This window comes from Martinezella calliandrae, from assembly GCF_030272695.1.
GTDB classification, from domain to species: domain Bacteria; phylum Pseudomonadota; class Alphaproteobacteria; order Rhizobiales; family Rhizobiaceae; genus Rhizobium; species Rhizobium calliandrae.
In genome coordinates this window covers 1-14,396 of sequence record NZ_JARFYN010000041.1, presented here as the reverse complement: position 1 = coordinate 14,396, position 14,396 = coordinate 1, and the positions used below count along the sequence as shown (strand labels likewise).

At 58.9% G+C, this 14,396-nt stretch carries 15 protein-coding genes; 11 read left to right on the top strand and 4 right to left on the bottom strand.

The window, feature by feature from the left end; translation table 11 throughout:
- Window positions 1-14: 14 nt before the first annotated feature.
- The gene (locus tag PY650_RS25470; protein WP_285882367.1) at window positions 15-758 is read right to left on the bottom strand and encodes a CDP-diacylglycerol diphosphatase; all 744 of its coding nucleotides are present in this window, start codon (window positions 756-758) and stop codon (window positions 15-17) included.
- A gap of 270 nt (window positions 759-1,028) precedes the next feature.
- On the opposite strand from PY650_RS25470, the gene ligA reads away from it, so the two are divergent.
- Complete coding sequence (ligA, locus tag PY650_RS25465) at window positions 1,029-3,182, top strand: NAD-dependent DNA ligase LigA (protein ID WP_285882366.1); 2,154 nt, start codon at window positions 1,029-1,031, stop codon at window positions 3,180-3,182.
- A 38-nt stretch (window positions 3,183-3,220) separates the two neighbouring features.
- Here ligA and PY650_RS25460 read toward each other — a convergent pair whose 3' ends face one another.
- Entirely contained in the window at window positions 3,221-3,757 is a 537-nt protein-coding gene (locus PY650_RS25460; RefSeq protein WP_285882365.1) for a GNAT family N-acetyltransferase, read from the bottom strand.
- A 388-nt stretch (window positions 3,758-4,145) separates the two neighbouring features.
- On the opposite strand from PY650_RS25460, the gene PY650_RS25455 reads away from it, so the two are divergent.
- The 5 genes from PY650_RS25455 (at window position 4,146) to PY650_RS25435 (ending at window position 7,908) form a co-directional block, all read left to right on the top strand.
- The gene (locus PY650_RS25455) at window positions 4,146-5,357 is read left to right on the top strand and encodes a glycosyltransferase family 4 protein (RefSeq protein ID WP_285882364.1); all 1,212 of its coding nucleotides are present in this window, start codon (window positions 4,146-4,148) and stop codon (window positions 5,355-5,357) included.
- 23 nt (window positions 5,358-5,380) lie between these two features.
- Window positions 5,381-6,370 carry an NAD-dependent epimerase/dehydratase family protein gene (locus PY650_RS25450; protein WP_285882363.1) on the top strand — a complete coding sequence of 330 codons (990 nt, stop codon included), beginning with the start codon at window positions 5,381-5,383 and terminating at the stop codon, window positions 6,368-6,370.
- A 116-nt stretch (window positions 6,371-6,486) separates the two neighbouring features.
- Window positions 6,487-6,810 (top strand): ArsR/SmtB family transcription factor, encoded by a 324-nt coding sequence (locus PY650_RS25445; protein WP_285882401.1) that lies wholly within the window; start codon window positions 6,487-6,489, stop codon window positions 6,808-6,810.
- Between the two features lie 51 nt (window positions 6,811-6,861).
- On the top strand, window positions 6,862-7,305 hold the full coding sequence (locus tag PY650_RS25440) for an SRPBCC family protein (protein ID WP_285882362.1): 444 nt from the start codon (window positions 6,862-6,864) through the stop codon (window positions 7,303-7,305).
- Between the two features lie 108 nt (window positions 7,306-7,413).
- A complete protein-coding gene (locus PY650_RS25435) occupies window positions 7,414-7,908 on the top strand; it encodes a CreA family protein (protein ID WP_285882361.1) in 495 nt (164 codons plus the stop codon).
- 269 nt (window positions 7,909-8,177) lie between these two features.
- Here the strand turns inward: PY650_RS25435 and PY650_RS25430 are convergent, their stop codons facing one another.
- The gene (locus PY650_RS25430; RefSeq protein WP_285866326.1) at window positions 8,178-8,642 is read right to left on the bottom strand and encodes a chemotaxis protein CheW; all 465 of its coding nucleotides are present in this window, start codon (window positions 8,640-8,642) and stop codon (window positions 8,178-8,180) included.
- Window positions 8,643-9,057: 415 nt separating this feature from the next.
- On the opposite strand from PY650_RS25430, the gene PY650_RS25425 reads away from it, so the two are divergent.
- From PY650_RS25425 to PY650_RS25415, 3 genes are read left to right on the top strand one after another with little or no spacing between them, the layout of a single operon-like run.
- Window positions 9,058-9,660 carry an SCO family protein gene (locus PY650_RS25425; protein WP_285882360.1) on the top strand — a complete coding sequence of 201 codons (603 nt, stop codon included), beginning with the start codon at window positions 9,058-9,060 and terminating at the stop codon, window positions 9,658-9,660.
- An 8-nt stretch (window positions 9,661-9,668) separates the two neighbouring features.
- On the top strand, window positions 9,669-10,805 hold the full coding sequence (locus PY650_RS25420) for an FAD-dependent oxidoreductase (protein WP_285882359.1): 1,137 nt from the start codon (window positions 9,669-9,671) through the stop codon (window positions 10,803-10,805).
- 21 nt (window positions 10,806-10,826) lie between these two features.
- Window positions 10,827-11,705 (top strand): 50S ribosomal protein L11 methyltransferase, encoded by an 879-nt coding sequence (locus tag PY650_RS25415; RefSeq protein WP_285882358.1) that lies wholly within the window; start codon window positions 10,827-10,829, stop codon window positions 11,703-11,705.
- Between the two features lie 205 nt (window positions 11,706-11,910).
- Here the strand turns inward: PY650_RS25415 and PY650_RS25410 are convergent, their stop codons facing one another.
- The gene (locus PY650_RS25410) at window positions 11,911-12,051 is read right to left on the bottom strand and encodes a hypothetical protein (protein ID WP_285882357.1); all 141 of its coding nucleotides are present in this window, start codon (window positions 12,049-12,051) and stop codon (window positions 11,911-11,913) included.
- A gap of 339 nt (window positions 12,052-12,390) precedes the next feature.
- Between PY650_RS25410 and PY650_RS25405 the strand changes: the two genes are divergently transcribed.
- Both PY650_RS25405 and PY650_RS25400 read left to right on the top strand, forming a co-directional pair.
- A complete protein-coding gene (locus tag PY650_RS25405) occupies window positions 12,391-14,226 on the top strand; it encodes an aminopeptidase P family protein (RefSeq protein ID WP_285882356.1) in 1,836 nt (611 codons plus the stop codon).
- 79 nt (window positions 14,227-14,305) lie between these two features.
- Window positions 14,306-14,396: MerR family DNA-binding transcriptional regulator (locus tag PY650_RS25400; RefSeq protein WP_285878726.1), on the top strand; the 91-nt coding region annotated here is incomplete at its 3' end.

Below are 14,396 nucleotides of genomic sequence, written 5' to 3'. Positions count from 1 at the left end.
CCGAAGCGGAGCGCCTAAGGCAGGCATTTGGGGTCAATCATATCCTCTGCGGATCCGCGGTATTTGTTTGCCCCGATTATTCTCGCCAGAATGTAAAAGCCATGCTGTCCATCCGGCAATGTGGAGCCAAAGACGCCAACGACGACGTTTTGCATATTGGAACGGGCTCCATCAACACCGTCTGCGACGAGCCTCAACGGGTTCAATTTTGACAGGTCATCGGCTGTCAGGAATGTTGCCCACCAACCGGCGTTGGTCCCCAGGTTTGTAAACCGGCCGGTTCCAATTTCTGTCGTATGGGTCTTCAGCAGAGCGCGAAAGCGCGGCGTCTCGCACCCCATGTGGATATGCAGCCGATCTTGTGTGCGCCAACTGGCGGCGTTTATCGCCAGCGCAAAATCCTGTGGCGCAACCTTAAAAGCGCGCGGGGCGATTGCGGTCGATTGCTCGCGCCATGCGGCGTCGAAATAGTTCGGCGCTCCCGCCGCAAGAAGGCGGGGGTCTTCGATGCCGGGCACATCGGCTAGTGGCGCAAGAATGGTGCGCTCCTTGTCGGTCGGCTCGCGCAGAACGGCGTAGGATGACAACGGATCCTGCGCCTGGACTATTTTGAGGCACGGATACGGCGAACCTGTCAGGGTCGCGTTAATCTCGCAGGCTCTAACGACCAGCCCCAAAGCAGAGCGGCTGACGAACGAACTCATGATTATGACGACAATGACGAGAGAAATGGAGAGAACGGCAGGACGATGCTTCATACGTGATTTCGAATTTTTACTGACGAGGCCATCACTTCCAAAGAGCTGGCTTCCATTGATACCTTATCTCAAATTGCTTGCGATAGACGTAACACCGCGACTGACCGCTTGTCGCGCAAATATGTCGTGAACGCCACCATCACGGCTGGTAGCGTCTGAAATCGCGCTTTAGATTTTTCTCTTTGTGTTTACGAGTTCCGAACGCAAAACCGCTTCGCACTTTTCCGGGAACTGCTCTAAAACATCTGCGAAATCGGGGAGTGTAGATTGATGAGCACTGAACAGAAGCCCATTGACGATTTGACCGAAGAAGAAGCGGCCGCGGCGCTGGCCCATTTGGCAGCCGAGATTGCGCGAAATGATGCGCTCTATCACGGCCAGGACGCGCCTCAAATCACCGACGCCGAATATGATGCGCTGAAGCGGCGCAACGATGCCATCGAAGCACGTTTCCCGGCGTTGATTCGCGCCGACAGCCCATCACGGCGGGTTGGCGTTGCGCCCTCCGAAACCTTTGCGCCCGTCGTGCATGCAAGGCCGATGCTGTCGCTCGACAATACTTTTTCACAGGAAGACGTGCAGGATTTCGTTGCTGGCGTTTATCGTTTCCTTGGCCGGTCGCCGGATCAGTCGATCGCCTTCACCGCCGAGCCGAAGATCGACGGGCTTTCCATGTCAATCCGCTATGAGAACGGTCGGATGGTGAACGCGGCGACGCGTGGCGACGGCACGACCGGCGAAAACGTCACCGCCAATATACGCACCATCAAGGAAATCCCGCAGACCTTGCCCGCCGGCGCCCCCTCGGTCGTGGAAGTGCGCGGCGAGGTCTATATGGCCAAGAGCGACTTCCTGGCGCTGAATGCGCAGATGGAAGCGGAAGGCAAGCAGACCTATGTCAATCCGCGCAACACCGCGGCCGGTTCGCTGCGCCAGCTCGATCCGAAGATCACGGCCAGCCGTAAGCTGAAATTCTTTGCCTATGCCTGGGGGGAGTTGTCCGACATGCCGGCCGACACCCAGCTCGGCATGGTGCAGACCTTCGGCAGATGGGGTTTTCCGATCAATCCGCTGATGAAGCGGCTGAATTCGGTCGCCGACATTCTCGCCCATTATGACGAAATCGGCCTTCAGCGTCCGGACCTCGACTATGATATCGATGGCGTCGTCTACAAGGTCGACAGCCTCGAGCTGCAGGCCAGGCTCGGTTTCCGCTCTCGTTCGCCACGCTGGGCGACAGCGCATAAATTCCCGGCGGAACAGGCATTTACCCGACTGACGGGCATCGATATACAAGTGGGGCGCACGGGTGCGCTGACGCCTGTCGCACGGCTGGAGCCGATTACCGTCGGCGGCGTCGTCGTGACCAACGCGACGCTGCACAATGCCGACTACATCAAGGGTATCGGCAACAAGGGCGAGCCGATCCGCGATGGCCGCGATATCCGGGTTGGCGACATGGTGATTGTGCAGCGCGCCGGCGATGTCATTCCGCAGATCGTCGATGTGGTGTTGGATAAGCGGGAAGCGTCAAGCGCCCCTTACGAGTTTCCCAAGGTGTGTCCCGTCTGCGGCAGCCATGCGGTGCGCGACATCAATGAAAAGACAGGCAAGGTCGATGCGGTGACGCGCTGCACCGGCGGCTTCATCTGCCGGGCGCAGGCCACGGAGCATCTGAAGCACTTCGTGTCGCGCAACGCTTTCGATATCGAGGGCCTAGGCTCCAAGCAGATCGATTTCTTCTTCGAGAACGAGGATCCGGCACTGCAGGTGCGCACCGCACCCGATATCTTCACTTTGGAAAGGCGCCAGCAGGCTTCGCTTACCAAGCTGGAAAATATCGAAGGCTTCGGTAAGGTCAGTGTTTCCAAGCTTTATGCAGCCATCAACGAGCGGCGCGATATCGCTCTATCTCGCTTCATCTTCGCGCTCGGCATCCGCCATGTCGGCGAGACGACGGCAAAGCTGCTGGCGCGCTCCTACGGCACCTACGAGGCTTTCGAAGTAGGGATGAAGGAGGCGGCGCCTCTTGCGGGGGACGCATGGAACGACCTCAACAATATTGAAGGGATCGGCGAAGTCGTGGCGCGCGCTATCGTCGAATTCTACAAGGAACCGCGCAACATCGCCGTGATCTCGAAGCTGCTCGAAGAAGTGCGGCCACAGGCAGCAGAGCAGCCGACCACATCGGGCAGTCCCGTCGTCGGCAAGACGGTGGTCTTTACCGGATCGCTCGAGAAATTCACCCGCGATGAAGCCAAGGCCAAGGCCGAAAGTCTCGGCGCCAAAGTTTCCGGCTCGGTTTCGAAAAAGACAGATATCGTTGTCGCCGGACCGGGCGCAGGTTCGAAGCTGGACAAGGCGCGGGAATTCAATGTGCAGGTCATGACCGAGGATGAGTGGCTGGCGTTGATAGGGGGATGATCGACGGCGGCGGACCGAAGGATCGTCGCCGTCGCCACTTACATCCTCACGCGCGCCATCGTGAACGCATCCACATATTCACCGTTGCGAAACGCAAAGGCTTTGAGCCGGCCCTCGGTCTCGAAACCAAATTTCTCGTAAAGCCGGATCGCAGGTTCGTTGTCGACGTAGACGGTCAGTTCCAGGCGTTTGATCGCCAGCCAATTGTCGGCGGTGTCGATGAGGGCGGCAAGCAGCGCCGAGCCGATGCCCCGGCCGGTAAAATCGTCGTGGACGCCCATGCCGAGATGGCCGGCGTGAATTTGGCGGCCCGAATGGCGGCGCATGCCGGCGTTGCCAACGACTTGCCCGTTAAGCACAGCAACGAGGCTGAGCTGTTCGGATGCGGGCTTGTCCAGCCATTGTCGGGTTTCCTCGACGCTCTGAAAGGGTAGGCGCAGCGTGCCAGCTCGGTAGCCGGGCAAATTGGCGATGAGGGCTATCGCCTCGGCGTCGGATGGCCGCGCGGCGCGGATCTCGCACTCGCCCCGTTTTCGAAATCGTCGTTCGTCTGGATCTGGTGGCTCGGGATTCATGTCGCTCTCCTTGAGGTTCAAGAGGAGAGCAGAGCCTTCAAAACCCTACTCGCCTCGGCAGGGTTGAAAGGGATCGCAGTCAGCTTAACGCAATACTGCTCCCACTCTCCCTTTAAGGGGCGAGGTGGTGAGACGATGCATCACGATGGCACAGTTTGCGATCATGGGCCGAACTTCCAGAGTTTTTTTTAACAAGTCAACTCCCCTAACGGAAGTAGCAGGGGTTGCAGGCCTACTCGCGCGTGTCGTGCGACCGCTCGCCTTAATACGAAAGGATGAATTGTTTTCTGACACCAACAGGCCCCTGAATACCGCCAGGGGCATGATGTAAAAGGCGAATCCCTTTCGTCCGGCCCCACGCAAATGCTGTTGGTGAGTGTCGGGTTCTATGCGTCTAATACTTGTCAACGATGTCTCGATCATTCGCGGCGGCGCAACCAAAGTTGCGTTGCAATGCATCGAAGCGAGCAGGCAGGCCGGGCTGAATTGCGCCGTTCTGGTCGGCGATGATGGCGAAGGGCTGAAGCCGCGCTTTGCGGGCATACGCACGGTCGCCCTTGGCCAACGACCGCTGCGCGACAGACCTACCTTCACCGACGTTTTCGAGAAAAACTATAACAAGCGTGCCTACGAGGCGCTGGACGCGCTGTTGACGGAAACAGATGAAGAGACGGTCGTCCATGTGCACGGCTGGTCACAAATTCTCTCGCCGTCGATCTTCTACGCCCTCGCCAAACATAAGGCCAAGGTCATCATCACGGCGCACGATTTCTTCTTGAGTTGTCCGAATGGAGGGCTGATCAATTTCCAAACTGGTGCGATTTGTAATGTCCGCCCGCTATCGGCGGAGTGTCTTGCGACCAATTGCGACAAGCGCAACTACCTCCACAAACTCTGGCGCTTTCGCCGCACCTTGACCCAACGCGGCGTCGGCGAGGAGTTCTGGAGCCGCGTCGGCATCGTGCTGGCGCATGAGAGCATGGAAACCTATCTGCGTTCCGGCCCTCTACAACATTTTCTGACATTGCGCACGCCGACCGAGCCGTTGACGCCGGTTCCAGTGGAGGCCTGGCGCAATCGCCGCACCGTCTTCTTGGGACGCATGTGCTGGGAGAAAGGCGTTCGCACGCTCGCCGACGCATTAAACAAGACCGGGAGAACGGCAACCCTGATCGGCCGTGGCCCGCTGCTCGACGAGATGCAGCGGGCGTTGCCGCACTGTTGGGTGCCGGGTTGGCTGGCTGATGAGGAGGTTACGGCGCTCGCGGGGGAGGCGCGCGTCTTTATCATGCCGTCGCGCATGCCCGAACCCTACGGTTTAGTGGCCGCCGAGGCGCTGATGTCGGGCATTCCCGTCATCGTCAGCAGCAATGCGCTGATTGCCGCCGAGGTAGAACGCAACGGCGCCGGGCTGGTCTTTAAAAGCGGCGACGCCGGTTCGCTGGCGGAACGCTTGGCGAGTACCGATGACGACAAGCTGATGCGGGGACTATGCGAAGGCGCGCTTGCACTTGGCCAACGAATTGCGCCGAGCAAGGCGGAATGGGGACGGCGCATGGTCGATATCTATACGGGCAGGAGCGGTTTCTTCGCTCAATAACTAAAACAAAAGGGGGCAATCACATGGCGCGGGCATTGGTAACGGGAGGTTGTGGTTTTGTTGGGAGGCATCTGATCAGGCGACTTTTGGCCGAAGGCCTGGATATCGTTTGCGTCGATCAATTGGTCGAAGGAACTGGGGCACGGCATCCCGAACTCTGGCAGCGTTTTCCCGGATCGCGCTTTACTTTTTTCGAGGAGGACTGCCGCGCTTTCTTTTGCCGTCCGTTGGAGCATTTCGATTATGTCTTCCATCTCGCGGCGCTAGTCGGCGGCCGCGTGACGTTGGAGGCCCGCACGCTCGATGTGGCCGAGGATCTGGCGGTGGATACGGAATTGTGGAAATGGGCCGCGCACGCCAAACCGGGCTGCGTCGTATTCTTCAGCTCCAGCGCGGCCTATCCCATCTCGCTGCAAACGGTCGCGAACCATCGGCTGCTTTCGGAGGATATGATATCTTTCCAGGCCGCCATCGGCGTGCCTGATCTCAGCTATGGATGGGCAAAATTGACCGGCGAATATCTGATGAAGCTCTATGTCGAGCGCTATGGCAACCGGGCCATCTCCTATCGGCCGTTCAGCGGCTTTGGCGAGGATCAGGATCTCGCCTATCCATTTCCCGCCATTTGTCGCCGCCTGCTCGATGAAAGGGGTGCTGCGGAAGTTTTCGTCTGGGGTTCCGGCCGACAATGCCGGGACTTTATCCATATCGATGACTGCATCGATTTTATCTGGCAAACCAAGGAACTGCTGCCCGATGGCGCCAGCCTCAACCTTTCGACGGGCAGAGCTACCTCCTTTATGGAGCTGGCGGGAATCATCGCCCGGCAAATTGGCTGGAACCCCGTTGTAAACGGCCGCTGCGATCGCCCCGAAGGCGTTTTCTATCGCTGCGGCGATACCGCGCTGCAGCGCTCCTATGGGCTTACTCCACGCGTCAGTCTGGAGGAGGGAATTGCACGGATGCTCGAACATCTGCGCATGGAGCAGGATCAATACGCCATCGCCATCTAGCGAATGAAGCGCTGCCTTAATCGGTCTTGCCGCAGTCTGCGAACATGTCGCTTGACATGCAACCAAATAGTTGCCTATAACGCATTAATAGGCAACTAAATGGCTCCATGTTTGGTATGAACGACGATGCGGTTTTTCGAGCTTTGGCGGATGCAAGCCGGCGGCAGTTGCTCGATCGGCTATACGATCAGAGCGGCCAGTCGCTCGGCGAGCTCTGCCAGGGGCTCGAGATGACGCGCCAGGCGGTGGCAAAGCATCTTGCCATCCTGGAGGAGGCGAACCTCGTGTCCGTTAAATGGCAGGGCCGGGAGAAGCTGCATTTCATCAATCCCGTACCGATCAACCATATTGCCGAACGCTGGATCAACAAATTCGAGCGCCGGCAATTGAGTGCTCTTTCCGCTCTCAAGAAAGCTCTGGAGGGCGATGGCGACCAGTAGCGGCCGCCAGATCGCAGCAAACACCAAACCCACGACAGGAGGAGAAATATCATGACCGGAAGCAGCTTTGTTTATGTCACCTATATACGCACCACACCGGACAAGCTCTGGACGGCGCTGACGACGCCCGAATTCATCAAGAAATATTGGTTCAATATCCAGCACGAGACCGATTGGAAGGTCGGCTCACCATGGAAGATGACTTATCCGGACGGGCGGGTCACCGACACCGGCGAAATCGAGGCCTTCGATCCGCCGAAGCGTCTGGCTATCAAATGGCGAAACGAATTCATGCCCGAATTGAAGGCCGAGGGCTGGTCGCAATGCGTGATGGACATCGAGCCCCTGGGGGATTCGGTAAAGCTTACCGTCACCCATTCGATGGAATTGGAAAACGCTAAGTTCATCGGTGCCGTCTCCGGCGGGTGGCCGAAAATTCTCTCCAATCTCAAATCGCTTCTGGAGACCGGCGAGGTCGTCTTGAAAGAATTATGAGGGATAGCGGGGCGCTTGAGGAGCGCCCCGACCTCCTTGCATCCCCGAACCGCCATCTTACCTTAGCGGTGCCGCGGCAAGACCGGCGGCGATGTTGGAGGATGTTCGATGATTTCACTGAAATTGCATGGTGCCATTGCCGCGTCGCTCCTGGTACTGGCGCCTGTTTCCGCCTCGGCCGAAATTGTCGGCAAGGTTGGGGTCGATTGGACCGGCAACGACATTCTGGTCGACGCCGTGCCTGATCCGGAGGTATCCGGCGTTACCTGCCACGTCACCTATTTCGACCGCAGCGTCATCGACCGGCTGAAAAACGGTAACTGGTTCGAGGACCCCTCCAACAACTCCATTGCCTGCCGCCAGACCGGACCGATCGAGATTGGCAATATCAGCTTGTCGGAGGGTGGCGAGGAAGTGTTTCGCGCCGGCCTATCGCTGATCTGGAAGAAGCTGGTGGTCAACCGAATCTATGACAAGAAAAACGACACCCTGATCTATCTCATCCATTCGCGCCAACTGACCGACGGTTCAGCGAAAATGGCGATTTCGACCATTCCACTGTTTGGTCAAAATGTCACCTGGAAGAACGGCAAACCCAAATAGGATTACCGGGATACCGCATTTGCAATCGTCAAGGGGTTTGTACCAAAAAAAGTCCAGCCGTTTGGTTGTTGAATAGCTCCCGGTCGCTTTCGGGCTGCACCGTTTTGGTGCAGTTCTAGGAGCGAACGTGGAAGTCTCATTCCATCTGTTCACGGCCTGCGCGACTGGCGCACCGGCAACACCCCTGCTGGCGGCGTCGGTCTTACAAACACAATCGCCCTGAAGCTGCTGCTCCAGGGCGATTTTGGTTTGCGGCATTTTCCGAATAATCAGGCTGCCTGCGCGAGCTCGTCTGCAATGACGGTGTCGAGGTTCAGGAAGCATACCATGGTCTTTTCCAGCGCCACGATACCGCGGCAGAACGCGCGCTGCGCTTCCGGGATGATTTCCGGCGCCGGCTGCAGATCCTCGCTCTTGATGCTCATCATGTCGGAAACCTGCTCGACCAGCAGGCCGACGAGTTTGCCGGCGATATCAGTGACGATGATGGCGGAGCGTTCGGACGGTTCGGTCATCTTCATGCCGAGACGGCAGGCCATGTCGATGACCGGGATCACCGCACCGCGCAGGTTGATGAGGCCAAGCACATAGGGCGGGGTATGCGGCATCGGAGTTACAGGCGCCCAGCCGCGGATTTCGCGGATGGCCATGATGTCGATGCAGAATTCCTGGTCGCCGAGATGGAAGGAGACGATCTCCAGATAGGCGCCCGATTGTTTGATGGCATTCGTCATGGTCAAGAACTTCCCGTTTGGCGCCGGCGGCAGGCGGCGGCAGCGATTGAAAAGGGATCGGCTGCGGCGGCTCGGCGGCTGCGACAGCATCCGGTGGCGTTGGCGGTCGAAAAACGCTTTCCTGCACCGGCGGGCGTCATGCCCTTCTGAAAGAAGATTGGTCTGCCGCATATCCGGCGGCTGGCGGTTCGGATTTAGCCTCAGTGTCTCTCGATGTTGGCGCGGAGTGGTTAGGATTGGTTTAACAAAGTGGGCCGGTCACCAATCTTTGCACTCGGCTCCTTGATATCGAGATGGACCGGTACGCTCAAAAACATCTTCTTGAATTGCCTCCTCCACTTCAACCGGCTACACCCACGCAATGATGCCCGCCGCCAACATATCGAGCCGCGGCGGGCGATAAGGAAAAGCAGCGATGAAGACCGTGCGGATTGTTGTCTGGATAGTCGTGATAATTGTGGCCGGGCTGTTGGGCTGGCTAAGCTTTGGGACCACCAGGGCACCGGATGTCGCGAGTGCAGGCCCATATGGGGTGCCGTTCACGCTGGTTGCACAGAATGGCCAGCCGATCAGCGACCAGGCGTTTCGCGGCAAACCATCGGCGCTGTTCTTTGGCTACACGCATTGCCCCGACGTCTGCCCGACGACCCTGTTCGAGTTGAACGGCTGGATGCAGAAGGTCGATCCCGACGGCACGAAGCTCAACGCCTATTTCGTGACTGTCGATCCGGAGCGCGATACCCCCGCGATCATGAACCAGTATGTCTCCAACGTCTCGAGCCGTATCACCGGCATTTCGGGCGATCCAGACAAGGTGATGGAAATGGTCAAGGGCTTTAGGGTCTACGCCAAGAAAGTTCCGCTCGACGAGAAGGACCCGAATGGCGATTATAGCATGGATCACACCGCCTCGGTCTTCCTCTTCGACTCCGCCGGTCGTTTCGCAGGCACGATCGCCTATCAGGAAGACCCGGACGTAGCGGTCAAGAAGCTGGAAAACCTGATCAAGAAGGGATAGGAGCGCCGATGGGGGACGGGGCGACGGCCAAATCCATCCTGATTGCCGGTGCTGGTCCGGTCGGCCTGGCTGCGGCCCTGGAACTTGCCCGCCGCGGCTTTGTCCCGCGCATCGTCGATGATGGCCAAGGGCCGGCCCCCTTAGAGGAGAGCCGGGCTCTCGGCATCAATGCCCGCACATTGACACTGCTTTCGGCCGCCGGCGTTACTGACCATATAGTCGCAGCCGCTCAGCCGATCGCCCATTTCCGCCTCCGCTCCGCAGGCAAAATACTTGCCAACGTCGATACGAGGCGTTTGCCCGGACGCTTTTGCGCCATTCACGGCCTGGCGCAGGGAGCAACTGAGCGTTTATTGATCGAAGCGCTTGCGGACTACGGCATCGCCCCGGAATGGCAGACTGCGGTCGCGCCGGAAACGATCGCCGATCCGCTGAAGCCGGAGGTGGCATTGCGGCGCGCCGATGGGACCACCGAAATGGTTCGCCCCGATATCCTCGTCGGAGCCGATGGTGCGCATTCGACCGTTCGCAGGGCGCTCGGCGCCGGTTTTCCCGGCGAAGCGCTGGAGGCTCATTTCTATCTCGCCGATTTTCGGTATCAGAAACCGGTGGATGCGCATTTCGCCGAGATCACCCTTTGCGATCCGGGTATGCTCGGACGTTTGCCGGTGTCGGCCGATGTGCTGCGTTACATCTCGACGCTCGAGGACTTCGAAAGCCGTATCGTTCATCCCGAGGTGGTTGCCGAGAAGACCTGGGTCTCGCAGTTTCGCATCCATTTCCGCCATGTCGAGCCGATGGGCAAAGGCAACGTGTTCCTGGCGGGCGATGCAGCCCATATTCATTCCCCGGCGGGAGCCCGCGGCATGAATCTCGGCATAGAGGATGCCTGCTGGCTCGCCTGGCTCATTGCGGAAGGACGCGAACAGGAGTATTCGGCGCTCAGAATTCCAGCCGTGAAACAGGTGCTGAAGCAAACTTATGGCCTGACCCGAATGGTCACCATGAAAAATCCGCTGGCGATTGTCGCGCGCAATCTGTTTGCGCCGCTGCTTCTGCGTTTCGGACCGGTGCGGCGTCAGCTGCTTCACAGTATTGCCGGCTATGACACGCCAACGCCGCCATGGATCGACTGGGCCGAATAAGAAGCAAGAGAGATCGAAGACTTGAGTGAAATCCGCCTCTATGTGACGACGACCGAGAAAAAGGCTGAACAGATTCTCGATCTGATGACGCCGGTGTTCGAAGACGAAGAATTGCCGATTGCCACCACCGAGATCGATGAGAAGAAGGATATCTGGGAAGCCTCGATCTATCTCTATGCAGTCGACGAGGACGACGTGCGCGCCCGTTTTGCGAACGTCCTAAAGCCGGCCTTTCCCGAGCTCGTCATCGAAAAGGAAGTCATTCCGGATGTCGATTGGATTGCCAAATCACTGGAGGGCCTGAAGCCGGTTCGGGCAGGGCGCTTCCTGGTGCACGGCTCGCATGACCGCGACAAGGTGGGCCCGAGCGATATCGCCATCGAGATCGATGCTGGCCAGGCTTTCGGGACCGGCCATCACGGCACGACGGCGGGCTGCTTGGAGACGATCGAAAGAGTGCTCGCCAGCCGGCGCGTGCGCAACGCGCTCGATCTGGGCACGGGCAGCGGCGTCCTGGCGATCGGTGTGCGCAAATTGCGCAATATTCCGGTTCTCGCTACGGATATCGATCCCGTCGCCGTCCGCGTCGCCCGCGAAAATGTTCGCCGCAACGGCATTGCCTCCGGTATTGCCCTGGAGACCGCGCCTAGTTTTCATTCCACAGCCTTTTCCCGCCACGGGCCTTTCGATCTGATCATCGCCAATATTCTGGCACGGCCGCTGATCAGGATGGCGCCGCAACTGGTCGCCCATCTCGCTCCTGGCGGTTCGGTCATCCTTTCCGGCATCCTCGCCGAGCAGCGCTGGAAGGTGCTGGCCGCCTATAATGGCGCGAGGATGCGCCATGTGCGCACCATCTGGCGCAACGGCTGGGTGACGATCCATCTCGACCGGCCTTGAGCCGGTCCATTTCTAGCGGGTGTGCTTGCCAGCGCTTAAAATGCAAAAGGCGGTGCCGAAGCACCGCCTTGCAGATCGGTATTTCACCGATCTTGCCCGCGAGCGTGTGGAGGAGTGCTCAAGCGGGCTCTACCGTTCAGGCCAAGATCCGGGGAGGGAGGAGGAGTTCCGGATCGCGACAAAAGAACGCGTAGCTCTGTAACTGTTAGTTGCGACCGCCACGGTTGGCGCCGATTGCCTTCGACGTTTCGACTTCGAGCTGACGAAGCGCGCCGATGGAGTGGCGGACGGTGCGACGCTCGCCTGCCAGCGCCGGGCTAACATATGCGGAGCGGGAGATAGTCATTGTCATAGTCCTTTTCGAGTGGGTTCGCCGCGAACCCCGTCTGATGGCGCCGATATAGCGACTAGCCCTCGTGCGTGGCAGGGGGCATGCTTCATGGGAGCTATGCAGTTCATGCATATTATGTGCCGTGATGGTGTCACAATCCATCCTTCTGCTCACGAAATGGGCGCATTCGTTAACGCGCGACTCGCCTCACTTGGGTGTTTGTTGATCGGAACTCCCCATCGGATCGATAGCGTACGATTCGGTCCGAAAATCGTTTCACTCTTGGTGGGATCATGCTCTAACATGCTGTCAGCACACAGTTTCACGGATTCTCGATCAGTTTCGGATTAAGCCATGTTCCAGTCTTTCGACGTCACCTCCACCCCGCAATTCGGGCGCGAACGGGTCACCGGTCTACGCGCCGCCTTCGGCGATCTCGGCATAGATGGCTTTCTGGTGCCCCGCGCCGACGAATATCAAGGCGAGTATGTGCCCAAATGTTCGGAGCGTTTGGCCTGGCTGACGGGCTTCACTGGCTCGGCGGGTGTTGCACTTGTGACACAGTCTCAAGCCGTGGTTTTTGTCGATGGTCGCTATGTAACGCAGCTTGCGGAACAGGTGGACAAATCCGTATTTACCGGCGGCGATCTGGTCGACGAGCCGCCGCATCTCTGGTTGCCGCGCCATGCGCCCAAAGGTTTCAAGCTCGGGATCGATCCGTGGCTGCATACCGGCGCAGAGGTTCGGCGCCTGGAGAAGGCGCTGGCGGAAATCGGAGGCAAGCTCATCGTCCTGCCGCATAACCCGCTCGACAGGCTCTGGAGCAACCGGCCGGCCGAGCCGCTGGGCGCCGTCATTATCCAGGATATCGCGCAGGCCGGCGTGCTGGCCAAAGACAAGCTGGCGACCATGGCGGCCGATCTTAAGGCCAAAAACCTTAAGGCGGCGCTTATCACCGATCCGTCTTCGGTCGCCTGGACCTTCAATATTCGCGGCAACGACGTGCCTCATACGCCGCATCCTCTTGCCCGTGCCATCGTCTATGCCGAGGGCGAGGCTGAGCTTTTCCTCGACAAGCGCAAGACCAATGTCGAGGTGGAGGCCTATCTGGCGCAGATCTGCACGCAATTGCCGCCCTCCGATTTCGTCAAGCAGTTGGCTGCTGCCTCGGCAAATGGCGGGCGCATTTTCGTCGATCCCGATCTGGCCTCCTACGCGCTGACGAACATTATCCGCCGCGAAGGCGGCGAGGTGGTGGAGGGAACAGATCCGGCGCGGCTGCCGCGGGCGCGCAAGAATGCCGCTGAGATCAACGGTTCGGCCGCCGCTCATCTGCAGGACGGCGCCGCCATGGTCGAATTCCTTTATTGGCTGGATACCAGCAAGCCTGGCACCGTCACGGAAATAGCCGCCGCCGAACGGCTGGAGGCAAGCCGCGCCCGCTTTGGTCAGAGCATGCAGAACCCGCTGAAGGATATCTCCTTCGACACCATTGCAGGTGCCGGTGAGCATGCGGCGATCATGCACTATCGGGTGACGACGGCCACCGACCGGCTGATTCAAGCCGGCGAGCTGTTTCTGATCGATTCTGGGGCGCAATATATCAACGGCACCACCGATATCACCCGCACGGTGGGCATTGGCGCGGTCTCTGAAGAGCACAAGCGCCTGTTCACTCTGGTACTGAAAGGCATGATCGCCATCAGCACGGCGCGCTTCCCCAAGGGCTCGCGCGGCTGCGATCTCGATCCGTTGGCGCGCATCGCGCTGTGGAAAGCCGGCGTCGATTTCGCCCATGGCACAGGCCATGGTGTTGGATCCTATCTTTCCGTGCATGAGGGACCGCAGCGCATCTCGCGGCTGTCGACGCAGGAACTGTTGCCCGGCATGATCCTGTCGAACGAGCCCGGCTACTATCGTCCCGGCCATTTCGGCATTCGTATCGAGAACCTGATCTATATACGCGAAGCTGAGGAGATCGAGGGCGGCGATATGCCGATGCTCGGCTTTGAAACGCTGACGTTCTGCCCGATCGACCGCAGTCTCGTTCTTCCGGAACTGCTGACGCATGACGAGCTGCACTGGCTGAACGACTATCACGCCAAGACCCGGGAGGCGCTGATACCTTTGATCCACGATCGGGATATCCGGGCCTGGCTGGAGAACGCGACGCTAGAATTGAGCCATTGAAGCAACCTACCCTCTCCCTACGGGGAGGGTTAGAACAGTTCGCTTGCAATCTTAGTGAATCTATGTATATCCATCCAAAATGGAGAGATTTGTGAGCATAGGCGAAGCGGCGGAAGTTTTGGGCGTGTCGATCACGACATTGCGCCGATGGGAAGCTGAAGGCCGTCTGG